Genomic DNA, 12529 nt, shown 5'->3' on the forward strand with positions numbered 1-12529 from the left:
TTTCATTACCTGAGCAATTCCCCAAGCAATAGACTTATCATTTGCTAGTCCTAAAATAAGAACTCTTTTACCTTCTAATAACATATATACTCCTTAATTTTTTTTCGAAAATAAATATCCCACAGAACGCATACTAATGAAGTGTTCTGGCTCCTTAGGATTTAATTCAAAGTATTTTCTAAATCTTACGATGAAATTGTCAATCGTTCTTGTGGATGTTTCTTCATTATATCCAAGTAGCTTTAAGATGTCTTTTCTATTTAATGCCTGTCCTTCATTCTCAAAAAAGTAAGATAAAAGCCTGCACTCCTGCTCTGTGAGGGCGATTTCACCATTGACACCCTTGGCCTTAAACGATTTTAGTTCAACCCAATTATCTCCAAAGAAATATTTCTCCTCTTCGTTAACTGACCCTTGGTCGCTCCAAGACGCTCTTTTTAAGAGTCTATCAACTCTCATGAGAAACTCTTCAAGATCAAATGGCTTGGCCAAGTAATCATCAGTCCCAAGACCAAAACAATCGACCTTGCTCTTGGCCGCATCTTTTGCGGAAAGAATAAGAATAGGAAATTTCTCATCAACCTCTCTTATTTTTTCTAAGACTTTCTCTCCAGACATATTTGGGAGCATAAGATCGAGAACGAGGAGATCTGCTTGACCTTTCTTCCACTGCTCAAGTCCAGTGTCTCCTTCCGTCATATGTGTGACTTGGTGACCAACTAACTCTAGATTGAGAATAATTCCCTTTGCGATATTAACTTCATCTTCTATTAATAAAATTTTTGCCATAATCAACTCTTACTTTGTTAGTAAAATATGAAAAGAACTTCCTTGCTCAGGCCCTTCACTTGTGGCCCAAACTTTACCTTTGTGAACTTTCATTATCTGCGAGACCATATAGAGACCAAGACCACTTCCTTTTGCAGACTTGCCTACTTGGTAAAACTTTTTAAAAACATTCTTAAGTTTATCTCTTTTAAGCCCTACACCATTATCTTTAAAAACGATTTCTAGTGATTTACCTCTACGATTAAAGAAGATATCAACCTTCTTATTCTCACTGTGGTTATAGCGAATCGCATTGGTTAATAAGTTCATGAAAATGATATCGATGAGTTTCTTATCAAACCAATAGGTATCATCACCATCAAGTTTTCCAATAGTAATCTCACATTCATCAAAGAGATGGGCCTGCTTTTCAATAAAATCTTTCAATGATCTTTTGATATTTATCTGTACCAATTCTGGTCTAAAGTTACGGTCTTCAATTTTCGCAAGATTAAGAATTTGCTCAACATTCTCCTGTAGTCGATCAGTATCTGTTTTCATCAACTTCAAAATCTCTTCAGTCTTACTCTGATCAAGCTTATGTTTAACCAGTGTATCGATAAAAATCCTTAAGCTCGCAATGGGTGTTTTCAACTCATGAGTGAAACCATTGATAAAGTTCTGTTGCATGCGATAAAGCATGATTACCTTTTGATAGTAGACAAAGACCAGTGACATCCCGGCGACAATTAAAGTCACAAGAATGGATAGAGTTAAAATCATGACCCAAGTCTCTGGTTCCTTAAATTGATTCTTTGGAAGCCCACTTCTATTGATAAATTCGCGAAGGGATTCATTCACTCGAATATAAGAGTCAATATAGAGGTAGAGCGATGTTCCCAAAGCTAATAAAGAAGCAATGAAGATCGTGACTGGATGCAGTAAATTAATACGTCTCATGGGCCAAATCATATCAGTTTGAACAGTTATTGCCAGTAAGCAATGCATTATCTATGTAAAAGAAATGTCAAAAGTAAGAAAGATCAGCAATATCTCCTATTCACGGCCGCTGTAAAAGCAGTTAAAATCCTTCTATGAATAAATACATCGATCACACATTACTAAAACCTCAGTCTACAAGTACTGAAATTATCAACCTTTGCAAAGAGGCCAAGAAATATGACTTCAAAAGCGTTTGCATAAATCCAACCTGGATTAAACTTGCCGCAAATGAACTCTCACAATCTGACGTTCTCGTTTGTACAGTCATCGGTTTTCCTCTAGGAGCAACTTCTAGTGAGAGTAAGGCCTTTGAAACAAGACAGGCCATTGCCGATGGTGCCGACGAAGTGGATATGGTTCTCAATATTGGCGCTTTAAAGTCTGGAGAAGATCAAAGAGTTGAAGATGATGTTAGAGCTGTTGTGGAAGCGGCCAATGGAAAGACGGTTAAGGTTATCCTTGAGACTTGCCTACTTAGTGATGATGAAATTACTAAGGCCTCTAAACTTTGCGTTAATGCTGGAGCTCACTTTGTAAAAACATCAACAGGTTTCTCAACTCATGGGGCAACGGAAGAAGCCGTTAAGCTCATGGTGGCAGCTGTTGAAGGAAGAGCACAGATTAAAGCATCTGGTGGAGTACGATCAGCGCAAGATGCACAAAAGTATATCGATCTCGGAGCCACAAGACTTGGAACAAGCTCTGGTGTGGCCATAGTCAATAATGAGAAGTCTGAATCGGCTTACTAGTTAAAGAAGTCTTTTGGTAACTCACCTGCTTCTATCAAACGATTCATCTTTGAAGGAACAACTCCTGTTGTTGTTAATTCACCTTCAATAGTTTCTAAGATAGAAGAGGTGAGAATATTATTTCCTTCCTGCCCATTAATCTCAAGAACCTGCTGAACGACACGTCGACCTCCGGCACCTCGACCCAATTGAATAACAAAGTCTACCGCCTGCGAAATATGACGTCTTACAACATGATAAGGAATATCAAATCCTGCCATCATAAAGAGAGTTTCAATTCTTGAGAGACACTCAACTGAAGAGTTGGCGTGAACAGAAGTCATACTCCCTTCATGCCCCGTATTCATGGCCTGAAGTAAATCAAAAACTTCAGCTCCCCTTACCTCCCCAAGAATAATGCGATCAGGTCTCATTCTAAGAGTATTTTTAACAAGGTCTCTCATCGTTATAGAGACTTCACTATCTTCAATCTTTGATCCTGCTTCAAGTCGAACTAAGTTAGGATTGGATAGGTTTAACTCTAACGTATCTTCAATTGTAATAACCCTATGATCAGGTGAAATTTCCTTGAGCATCATATTCATAAAAGTTGTCTTACCAACTCCTGTTCCACCAGATATAACAATATTCATTCGGGACTCAATCATAGACTTAAAAAATGGTACCCACTTTTGAGGAATTCCAAAAGATTGAGAATGCTCTTCTAAATTAATATTCGTTCGTACATATTTTCTGATCGTGATGGCCGCCCCATTATTTGTAAATGGCGATAGGATGATGTTAATTCTCGAACCATCAGGTAGGTTTCCATCTAAGATTGGTCTCTTTTCGTTACAAACTTTCTTATTAAAATCTGCGACATCTTTAACAAACTCAAACAAATCAGTCTTCGTCAGACCAACATTTAGACCAATGAACTCCCCACCTCTTTCAACAAAGATATTCTTAGGACCATTAATGACGATTTCATTAATCCCTTTCTTAGTTCCTAAATCTTCTAACATTTTCCAAACTGGGTTCACGATCTCTCCTAAACAAGTCTTGAAGTGAATAAATCAGTTTCACCAATACTTGCACAATATGATAAATAATTTGAACATAGCTGTTCTTTCTGATCTTCTGACATCTTGAGATAAAGAGACTCAAATGAGAAATTTCCCTCAATCAAGGTTTTGATCTCATCAAATCCATTAAATTCGATAAGATGATGTAAGAGTATAATGAGGTGATCAACATTAATCACTCGTTGTGTATTTTTTGAAAGTAGCTCCACTATTCTTGCATCGGGATAAAGAGGATGGTCTTTAATTGATTCAATTCCCTCATCGATGCAGGCAAGCATTAAATAGAAGCCATATAGAGGAAGACGACTATAACCTGAAACCGTGGAAAACCTAAGCGCTCTCTCTAATCCTGTTATCTCATCAATTATCTCAACTCTTATCTGTGAGTCATGCCTCTTGGTCTTAGCAAAGTTAATATAATAGGCCATGACCCTATCTCTAATCCCATGCCAACCCAAAGTCTTTATATGAGAATTGATATCGATATCTTCACCACGGTTAAGAATTCTGTTTAAGATTCCTTTAAGTGAAGGTGATTTAAAAATATAAGTCTGAAGTCCTAAATGATACTTACTCGAACTAGTCATATCAACGCGAAGTAACTGAGTGTATTCATCTGGCATATCAACAAAGGGAAATTCTAACATATAAGTATTTTAATAAACTTTTGTGCCTGCCACAACCACAGGTGAACTTACTGCCTGATTTTGTTATAATTATCATATGAAAGTACCTACATTAGAAGAAATCAAACTTACCAGTGCAGAAATGTCGGAGATTAAAAATCTCTTGATCAAATCCAAGGTTGGACTTGCACCAAAGTACACAGACCTCTCCCACTTAGGTAGAGAAAGACTTAACGAAATTTTGACTATTTTAGAAATCGTCTTCAAAGATATTAATATTCATCCAAAGTTTCCTTACCCATTCTATATTATTAACGGAAATACAGATGTCTCAAGCTTCTTCCCCGTTGTTAAAGGCTTTGAAGATATTCCTGAATACTTTCAAGTGGAAGTAAAACGTGTCACGAATAAAGAACAAAAACTATTAGATAAGATTGAAGTCATATGCTCTCAAGTTCATAACGAAAATATTGAGAATAGACTCCATGAGTATAAAATGAATATCCTTCCACAGAAGTTTATTAAGTCTCTAGCTAAGGAAGGCCTCTTTCTAGAAAAAGTACTTGAAAACCTTAGTGAAGATTAAAACAGGGCCCAAAAGAAAGTATAGGAGTCACCATGGTTAAGAAGAAACTTAAGGTCCCAGAGCATAAGAAGAAAGAATTCGAAGGTTTTGAAGACCTTATGGAAGGTTTTCTTGAAGAACAAGAAGAGAATTACTACAAGAGCCAACTTGCAGATGATAAGAACTATGATTCTTACAAAACATATAATCACCTAGAACTTGAAAGAGAGAGAGTTCAAAAACTAAGTAGTATGATTAGCCGCAAGATTCCAAATGTAATTGAGCATAATCAATCAGGTGAACTGATTGAAAAATTCACAGTTTACAACTACAACCTCAAAGAAGAAATCGTCACCGATATAAAAAGGTTTGACTCGACCTTCTTTAAAAATATAAGATTATTATTCAACAAGTCATTTAGAGAGAAATAATTATAGGGAGAGATGATGAAAAAACTCGTATTAGCAATGACAATGCTCTTAGGTATGAATTGCGCAGCTGAAGTACTACCTGCTGTAGAACTTAAGGGTGACCTTGGTGGTAGACTTGATGGAAAAGCATGGTCATCAAGTGAAATCAAAGACAAAGTCTATGTTCTATTCTATGTGGACCCAGATGAAAAAGATTTAAATAATCATGTTAGTGATGCTCTGAAGGCGGAGAAATTTCCAAGAGAAAATTATGGTTCAATTGCAATCATCAATATGGCAGCGACTTGGAAGCCAAACTTCGCTATAGAAAGCGCTCTCAAGACAAAACAAGAACAATTTCCAGATACTCTCTATTTAAAAGATTTCGATAAGGTTCTCGTGAAAAAATGGAAAATGAAGGATGATTCATCAAATGTCCTAGTCTTCTCTAAAAAAGGTGAACTCCTTTTCAGAGTTGGTGGGAAGGCTACAGAAGATCAACTCAAGCAAATCATCAAAGTAATTAAAGCAAACTTAAATATGTAATAAACGGCCCTCTTTTAAGAGGGTCTTCTTTTAATCTATGAATAAAGTCACAATAATTGGTGCTGGTCCAGCGGGACTCTACAGCGCCTACCTGCTAACAAAGAACGGTATAAAAGTCGACATCTACGATGCCATGAGTGGTCCTTGCAAGAAGTTTCTTATTGCTGGAAGTAGTGGCCTTAACCTGACTCATTCAGAGCCAATTGATAAATTTATTCAGCGCTATGGAAAGGATGCAAATTTCTTTGCTGCTCTACTTGAGTCATTTAACGCTGAAAACTTAAGACAATGGTGTCAGCAACTTGAAGTCGAAACATTTGTCGGTAGTAGTGGAAGGGTTTTTCCAACGACGATGACTGCAGCGCAAATGCTAAAGAGCTGGCGAGAAGAAATAGAGAACACAACTTTAGCAACTTTTCACTTCAATCACCAATTCATAGGGTTTCAAGATAAGAATTCAAAGAAATTGCTCTTTAAATCAGAGACTGAAGAAAGAGTCATCGATAGCGAGAATTCTCTCTTCGCCCTAGGGGGAGCAAGTTGGAAAAAGACTGGCTCAGATGGTAGCTGGCTAAATAGTTTTAAAGAATTAGAATTAAGTACTCGTGATTTTCTACCCATGAACTGTGGTTTTACTCGCTCATGGTCAACAAAGTTTCAAACTGATGTCGATAACTCCCCTCTTAAAAATATTGTCATTAGTTTTAAGGATAGAAGCATAAGAACAGAGTGTATGCTTACACCTTATGGAATTGAAGGGACAGGAATCTATGCTCTGTCGAATGAAATTAGAGATGAGATCATCTCTAAGCAAAGAGCACAAATACAAATAGATCTTAGACCAGATCTTTCTCTTGAAGAGATTTATAAGCGACTGTCCAAAGCACGTGGAAAGAATTCCATATCAAATTTTCTAAGAAAAAGCCTGAAAATCAATAAAACAGAGATCAATCTTCTAAGAGATATTCTAAGCAAGGAAGAATTTGAAGATCTAAAAACCTTAGGGATAAAGTTAAAAGCTCTCCCTATCGAACTCAATGGTATCAGACCAATGGATGAAGCAATTTCCACTTCAGGTGGGATATCAATGGATGAAATTAACCAACAACTTCAACTCAAGAAATACCCCCACCTTTGGATATGTGGTGAAATGCTTGACTGGGACGCCCCAACAGGTGGCTACCTACTCCAAGCTTGTTTCAGCATGGCCCACCGGGCCAGCCTTTCGATCATAGCTAAATGCCATAACCCCTAAGATAAAAACAAATGAGACCATCATTGAGATTGAGCTAGAAACACTTGGATTAACAACACCCATAAAGAGATTTAAAATAAGATGTCCAGCAAATCCAATTAAAGCAGCTCCCCAAACGCCCCAAACGGGTAACTTAAATTTAGTTTGATCGATGAGGACCCCAAAGAGAATTGGCACAAATGATGCTGCGGCCAGAGCATAGACTCCTTTTTGTGCAAAAAGCCCCACAAGTTTTGGTGGATTCCATGCAAGAGCAAAGGAAATTAAACCAATTGTCACAAGAACAATACGAGATAGGCTTAACGCTTTCTTTGTTCTTTGCTCAGGACTTAATCCCTTTCCAAAAAATGGTAAGTAAATATCATTAACAACCATTGCTGATAGTGCAACGAGAATACCATCTAAAGTAGATAACCCAGCGGCTAATAATGTTAAAGTGATAAAGACTAAAATATAAGGTCCAACACTCCCCGTTCCAAATTCATGGAGAATATACTGGCTTACAACCATATCCTGACGGACAATTTCTAGCCCGGCTAACTTTGCGTAGAATCCTACAAATAACATTAATCCGAAGATTGTCCCAACAATGGCGGTTGTCCAAATGAATTTGGAAACATCAGCTTCTTTCTTAATATAGAGAATTTTACTAAAAATATGAGGTTGAAACATAAGTGCAAATGTAATGAGAAATGAACTTATGAAGACCGAAAAATAATCATAGTAGAGATTACTCTCCGGATTTATAATTGAAGCATAATTATGACTTACTGACTCTAAAGCCTTAAAGAAACCACCATCGAAATAATTCAAGCCAGAGAAGAAAAGAAAGAGAGTAATAAGGATCATCAGGACCCCTTGAAAAGTATTGGTATAGGCGTGCGCGTATGTTCCCCCCATCAAGACATAACTAAAGACGAAGACTAGTGCTAGTATGAGTGAAACCTTTTGAGATATTGGAAAGAGTGAACTAATTAAAATAGAGCACCCAACCAGAATAAGTACGACAAAAGTAATCGATAAGAGATTTATCAAAGCAAAGAAGAGCGAAAGTCCCCTACTTCCATATCTATGATAAATCCAATCAGGAATAGTTAGGCTTCCCATAGAATCACCTAATTTTCTAAAACCTCTAGTCAAAAGAATAAATGCCGTCAAAATTCCTAAACTTGCAGAGACAGCATAATGCAAATAAGCAGCGAAACCATGGTTATAAACAAAACCAGGATTAATCACAAAGGTCGCCGTAGAAGAGATTGAAGCGGCCATAGTGATTCCAATTAAAATTGGCCCCATATCTTTATTTCCAATAGCAAAACCTTTTAGGTCCTTCGTTTTCTTCATCCCTAGATAAGAAAGATAGAAAGTAAAAAAAACAAAACCAAAAGTAATCAAATATTTAAATAACTCTGCATTCATACTTGCTCCTACTGAGTTGCTAATCTCTTAAGCTCTACTCGATTAACCTTGCCATTGGCAAGAAGTGGCATTTCATCTAAGCATTCCACAAAATGAGGATGCTTATAGCGTGAGAGTTTATCTTGAAGCTCTTCCCTAATTGAGGCCAAAGAGATTTTTCGCCCATCAGTTTTTAAATAGGCCTTTCCAACTTCTCCCCATTTCTCACAAGAGATGGCAATAACCACAGCATCTTCGATCCCCTCAATTGAAAGAAGCTGTTTTTCAACCTCTCCGGGATAGACATTCTCTCCCCCAGAGATATACATATCTTTAATTCTCCCAACAACGAAGAAGAATCCTTCATCATCATAGCGAACCAAATCTCCCGTTTTGAAGAATCCTCTTTCTAAAGATTCTTGATATTTCTTATCATCATTAAAGTAGCTACGACAAAGATGATCACCCTTAAGTCTTAATTCTCCAACTTCACCAACTTGGGCCACGTCACCATCAAGCTTTATCACTTCTACTTGAGAGTGAGACATCGGCCTACCAATAGAGCCTAATTTTCTAATGGCATCTTCTTCTTTAAGTAGGAAACAATTTGGACCAACTTCAGTGAGTCCAAAACCTTGTTTAAACTGAATATCTTTTTTCTGAAACTTTGAGATAACTTCAACAGGACAAGCGGCTCCACCAGAAACAAAGAAGCGGACACTAGAAAAGTCGACCTGATCAAAATTTTCTGCTGCTCCCATCATCTGGAACATCGTCGGTACCCCAAAATAGACACTAATTTTATATTTTGGAATAGAAGCGAAGACATTATCCATGTCAAACTTAGGAGCAAGAACAACAGTTCCCCCTAGTTGCAACAATGGCAAACAAAGAACATTATAACCACCAGTGTGAAAAAATGGTGTTTCAACGATTGTTGTATCATCACTTTTTAAGCCCCAGTTCTTTGCTGTTTCAATCATATTTGTTCTAAGCATTCTACCATGCATAAGAACACCCTTAGGTTCACCAGTACTTCCTGAAGTGAATTGCATTAGAATATCGTCATCTAAGCTAGAAGAGATATCTAAGAACTTAGAGCTCAGATCAATTTGAGAGTCTGTTAACTTACATAAGAGATTATAATCAAATTTCTCTAAATCATAGTAGCTACCTGTAAAAGTATTCTTTAACTCTCCTGTACCAAAAAGTACCTTGGCCTCGACTCTTTCAAGGATTCTATCAATTTCCCCTACCGCTAGTCGAAAATTTAAGGGTACAAGTATTGCACCAATCTTGGCGCAGGCAAATAAGAGAGTTAAGTGCTCTAGTCTATTTGTTGCTAGGATAGCTATACGATCACCTTTTTTCACACAATGTTTTTCTAAAAAAAGTGCCCAACCGTTAGAGATATCTGCGATTTCTTTATATGTATAAGAGCGATCATTAGACTGATCGACAATTGCGACCTTGGCAGGATAGGAAGCTTCATTAATATTTAGAAAACTAATCCATTTCATAATTGCCCCTCTAAAAATGGAAGAATTTCGCTTACAACAGAGTGTGGAAATTCTAAAATTGAAGCGTGCCCACCTTGTACAATACGAACATCGGCCAATTGACACTTCTTCTTCATTTTCTCGTGTGTATAAACTGGAGTCAGCAAGTCTTCTTCTCCTACAATGAAGAGAATTGGACAAACGATCTTCTCAATCTCAATACTAGACTCCATCGCCCCAAGAACGAGACCTTTGAGAACATGCTCTTCAAGACTTGTGGCCTGTGCACGATATGACTCTATCAGCTCTGGTTTTGCCTGAACTACACTCTCCCCCCAAATCCATGGCGTCGCCACATCAAAACGGTGAAAAGCTCCCCCTACTTCATACGCTTTCAACCAACTTGCGAGCTTAAGTTTTAAAATCTCACTTGGTGAATCATAGGTATCACAGGCCACAACTCGTAAAGAACGACTTGGATAAAGACTTGCAAACTGAAGAGCAATTCGCCCCCCATTACTAAGACCTAAAAAGTTCGCCTCTTTAATTTCTAAATCATTTAAAAGCCCTTCCAAATCATCAACATGATCTTTGAGCTGATAAATTCCATCTGGTTTTGGACTCTTTCCTTGACCGCGACAATCATAGCGAAGAATATGAAAACTACCCTTGAGATAATTGGCAACGAGCTGATAGCTCTCAAGATCAGCGAAGAGTCCATTTATGAGAACGACCCATTGAGCCTGGTCGTTCTCACATTTTTGAATATGGTAATTAAGCTCTAACCTAATACAACTCCCCCATCCACATTCATACAAGTTCCAGTAATAAAACTAGCATCTTCAGAAGCTAAGAATGCGTAAGCTGCCGCGATATCTTCAGGCTCACCAAGTCTTTTAATTGGAGTCTTATCTTCCATCATAGCAATAACCTTCTCAGGCATCTTTCTTACCATTGGAGTACCAATAAAACCTGGAGCAACAGCGTTAACTCTAATACCATCTTTACCAAGCTCTTTTGCCATTGTTTTTGTCATAGCAATAACTCCGGCCTTAGTTGATGTATAGTTAGCTTGTCCAAAGTTTCCATAGTGAGCAACAACTGAAGCCGCATTTAGGATAACTCCAGACTTTTGCTCCTTCATTTTAATTGCACACATTCTTGAAAGTTTAAAAACTGCCGTGAGATTAACAGCAATAACTTGATCCCATTGTTCATCAGTCATTTTGTGAACTGTCGCATCCCTCGTGATTCCCGCATTATTAATAAAGACATCAACGCCTTTATCAATCTCTGCCTGAATCTTAGCAAGGCCATCAGTTGCAGTGACATCTGCTTGAATATAAGTCATTCTCTCAGGAAACATCGCCTTAAGCTCTGTTTCTTCTTCTGTTGGAATATCAATTAAAACAAGATTTGAACCTTCATTCCATAATCTCTGAGCAGTTGCTCTACCAATACCTGAAGCGGCACCAGTGACAAAAATCTTCTTATTTTCTAAACCTTTCATATATTTCTCCTATTTAATTTCTTCAAAATCTTCTAAATCAAAAGTTTCTTCATCCCATCTTAATGAGATGGCCGACCATGTATAACCAATTCCGGCCGAGGCAAGAACAACGTGATCTCCTTTTTTAAGGAGTCCTCTTTTTTCCGCTAGACCAAGCGAGAGAACCTGATCAGGTGCTCCAAAGTGTCCATAATGGTCCATATAGATTGATTGTTCTTCTCTTAATTCAAGATCAGAAACAATGGCATCGTGAGCCGATTTCTTCATATGAAGAAGGGCAAGATAATCAATTGGTTTGTGCATTGAGGCCTGAGCAGCATCTTTAATAACTTTAAGAAAATTACTTAGTGATCTTTCAGCAAGTCTCTCTCTCATTCCTCCAATATCTGGACAAGTCAGATACATCTCATGAGCTTCAGGTTTTTCACAGAGTGGTCTTTTCGTTCCACCAGCTGGAATAATGACGTCAAAAGTAAAATCACCATCTGTTATAATAGAGCTCTCAAGAATTGGATTTGTCTCTCCTCGCTCAAGCAGCATTGCTGAGCCACCATCAGAAAGGTTGTAAAGAAAGCGTGAGCTTGAATCTTTATAATTCACAAGATCACCTGTTTTATGTCCACCACAAAGTAGAACGCGATTAATTTTCTTATCTGTCGTCATTAGCGACTTGGCGAGGTGTAAGCCGAGAACATTTGTTGAACATCTTGCTGAGACATCAAAGGCATAAGCATTCTTAAGCCCCAACTCTCTTTGCACATAGATCCCTGCCGACCATACAGGATGTTCTTTAAATTCTGACCCTGTCCAAATGATGAGATCAATACTTAGCGGATCAATATCTTTAAGAACTTTCTTGGCGGCATTAACGGCCATCTGTCCTGGATGTGTATCCTTGTCTGCACGACACTTTCTAATAATCCCCATTTTCTTTTCAACGACATCTTGAGGAATTCCTGACTCACGTGAAATATGAGCAGAATCTTCATAACCTTTAGGTAGCCAAACTGCGGCCTTCTTTAAACTAATTGTCATAATTGTGATCCTAGGTATTGTGAAACTGCATCGGCAGTTTCTCTTGGTTTTTCTAAGAAGAAGTGATGATCAGATTCTTCAATAAATTGAACTTTTGCATTT

The 12529-nt window shown here is 37.7% G+C and carries 14 protein-coding genes; 5 read left to right on the forward strand and 9 right to left on the reverse strand.

Annotated features, from left to right (window positions below; translation table 11 throughout):
• Positions 1-93: 93 nt before the first annotated feature.
• Together M901_RS10185 and M901_RS10190 are read right to left on the reverse strand one after the other, a co-directional pair.
• Positions 94-789, reverse strand: a complete 696-nt coding sequence (locus M901_RS10185; RefSeq protein WP_021278125.1) for a response regulator transcription factor — start codon at positions 787-789, stop codon at positions 94-96.
• A gap of 9 nt (positions 790-798) precedes the next feature.
• On the reverse strand, positions 799-1728 hold the full coding sequence (locus M901_RS10190) for a sensor histidine kinase KdpD (protein WP_034721722.1): 930 nt from the start codon (positions 1726-1728) through the stop codon (positions 799-801).
• A 134-nt stretch (positions 1729-1862) separates the two neighbouring features.
• Here M901_RS10190 and deoC point away from each other — a divergent pair, with 134 nt between their 5' ends.
• On the forward strand, positions 1863-2519 hold the full coding sequence (gene deoC, locus M901_RS10195) for a deoxyribose-phosphate aldolase (RefSeq protein ID WP_021278120.1): 657 nt from the start codon (positions 1863-1865) through the stop codon (positions 2517-2519).
• Here the strand turns inward: deoC and M901_RS10200 are convergent.
• Positions 2516-3541 carry a CpaF family protein gene (locus tag M901_RS10200; protein WP_021278129.1) on the reverse strand — a complete coding sequence of 342 codons (1026 nt, stop codon included), beginning with the start codon at positions 3539-3541 and terminating at the stop codon, positions 2516-2518. The genes deoC and M901_RS10200 overlap by 4 nt on opposite strands.
• An 8-nt stretch (positions 3542-3549) precedes the next feature.
• Positions 3550-4230: a hypothetical protein gene (locus M901_RS10205; protein ID WP_021278124.1), complete on the reverse strand. Its 681-nt coding sequence runs from the start codon at positions 4228-4230 to the stop codon at positions 3550-3552.
• 76 nt (positions 4231-4306) lie between these two features.
• Between M901_RS10205 and M901_RS10210 the strand changes: the two genes are divergently transcribed.
• From M901_RS10210 to M901_RS10225, 4 genes are read left to right on the forward strand one after another with little or no spacing between them, the layout of a single operon-like run.
• The gene (locus M901_RS10210; protein WP_021278127.1) at positions 4307-4795 is read left to right on the forward strand and encodes a hypothetical protein; all 489 of its coding nucleotides are present in this window, start codon (positions 4307-4309) and stop codon (positions 4793-4795) included.
• A 32-nt stretch (positions 4796-4827) separates the two neighbouring features.
• The gene (locus M901_RS10215; protein WP_021278122.1) at positions 4828-5205 is read left to right on the forward strand and encodes a hypothetical protein; all 378 of its coding nucleotides are present in this window, start codon (positions 4828-4830) and stop codon (positions 5203-5205) included.
• Between the two features lie 15 nt (positions 5206-5220).
• Complete coding sequence (locus M901_RS10220; protein WP_021278121.1) at positions 5221-5730, forward strand: YtfJ family protein; 510 nt, start codon at positions 5221-5223, stop codon at positions 5728-5730.
• Between the two features lie 37 nt (positions 5731-5767).
• Positions 5768-6985, forward strand: coding sequence for a TIGR03862 family flavoprotein (locus M901_RS10225; RefSeq protein ID WP_034721724.1), 1218 nt, complete (start codon positions 5768-5770; stop codon positions 6983-6985).
• On the opposite strand, the gene M901_RS10230 is transcribed toward M901_RS10225, so the two are convergent.
• From M901_RS10230 to M901_RS10250, 5 genes are read right to left on the reverse strand one after another with little or no spacing between them, the layout of a single operon-like run.
• Positions 6914-8404, reverse strand: coding sequence for a sodium:solute symporter family protein (locus M901_RS10230; RefSeq protein ID WP_021278118.1), 1491 nt, complete (start codon positions 8402-8404; stop codon positions 6914-6916). The two genes, M901_RS10225 and M901_RS10230, sit on opposite strands and share 72 nt — an antisense overlap.
• Positions 8405-8412: 8 nt before the next feature.
• Positions 8413-9903: a class I adenylate-forming enzyme family protein gene (locus M901_RS10235; RefSeq protein WP_021278128.1), complete on the reverse strand. Its 1491-nt coding sequence runs from the start codon at positions 9901-9903 to the stop codon at positions 8413-8415.
• Complete coding sequence (locus M901_RS10240; RefSeq protein ID WP_021278130.1) at positions 9900-10700, reverse strand: alpha/beta fold hydrolase; 801 nt, start codon at positions 10698-10700, stop codon at positions 9900-9902. The genes M901_RS10235 and M901_RS10240 overlap by 4 nt, the downstream gene beginning before the upstream one ends.
• Positions 10664-11392, reverse strand: a complete 729-nt coding sequence (locus M901_RS10245; RefSeq protein ID WP_021278123.1) for a glucose 1-dehydrogenase — start codon at positions 11390-11392, stop codon at positions 10664-10666. Before M901_RS10245 ends, M901_RS10240 begins: the two co-directional genes overlap by 37 nt.
• A gap of 9 nt (positions 11393-11401) precedes the next feature.
• Positions 11402-12427 (reverse strand): 3-oxoacyl-ACP synthase, encoded by a 1026-nt coding sequence (locus tag M901_RS10250; RefSeq protein WP_021278119.1) that lies wholly within the window; start codon positions 12425-12427, stop codon positions 11402-11404.
• Positions 12428-12529: the final 102 nt, after the last annotated feature.

This window comes from Bacteriovorax sp. DB6_IX (genome assembly GCF_000447775.1).
In the GTDB taxonomy this organism is placed as follows: Bacteria; Bdellovibrionota; Bacteriovoracia; order Bacteriovoracales; family Bacteriovoracaceae; genus Halobacteriovorax_A.

What these genes read in the sequence shown, in the direction of transcription:
- M901_RS10185 (WP_021278125.1), bottom strand. Translation starts at nt 789, where the DNA reads ATGGCAAAAATTTTATTAATAGAAGATGAAGTTAATATCGCAAAGGGA.
- M901_RS10190 (WP_034721722.1), bottom strand. Translation starts at nt 1,728, where the DNA reads ATGAGACGTATTAATTTACTGCATCCAGTCACGATCTTCATTGCTTCT.
- deoC (WP_021278120.1), top strand. Translation starts at nt 1,863, where the DNA reads ATGAATAAATACATCGATCACACATTACTAAAACCTCAGTCTACAAGT.
- M901_RS10205 (WP_021278124.1), bottom strand. Translation starts at nt 4,230, where the DNA reads ATGTTAGAATTTCCCTTTGTTGATATGCCAGATGAATACACTCAGTTA.
- M901_RS10210 (WP_021278127.1), top strand. Translation starts at nt 4,307, where the DNA reads ATGAAAGTACCTACATTAGAAGAAATCAAACTTACCAGTGCAGAAATG.
- M901_RS10215 (WP_021278122.1), top strand. Translation starts at nt 4,828, where the DNA reads ATGGTTAAGAAGAAACTTAAGGTCCCAGAGCATAAGAAGAAAGAATTC.
- M901_RS10220 (WP_021278121.1), top strand. Translation starts at nt 5,221, where the DNA reads ATGAAAAAACTCGTATTAGCAATGACAATGCTCTTAGGTATGAATTGC.
- M901_RS10225 (WP_034721724.1), top strand. Translation starts at nt 5,768, where the DNA reads ATGAATAAAGTCACAATAATTGGTGCTGGTCCAGCGGGACTCTACAGC.
- M901_RS10230 (WP_021278118.1), bottom strand. Translation starts at nt 8,404, where the DNA reads ATGAATGCAGAGTTATTTAAATATTTGATTACTTTTGGTTTTGTTTTT.
- M901_RS10235 (WP_021278128.1), bottom strand. Translation starts at nt 9,903, where the DNA reads ATGAAATGGATTAGTTTTCTAAATATTAATGAAGCTTCCTATCCTGCC.
- M901_RS10245 (WP_021278123.1), bottom strand. Translation starts at nt 11,392, where the DNA reads ATGAAAGGTTTAGAAAATAAGAAGATTTTTGTCACTGGTGCCGCTTCA.
- M901_RS10250 (WP_021278119.1), bottom strand. Translation starts at nt 12,427, where the DNA reads ATGACAATTAGTTTAAAGAAGGCCGCAGTTTGGCTACCTAAAGGTTAT.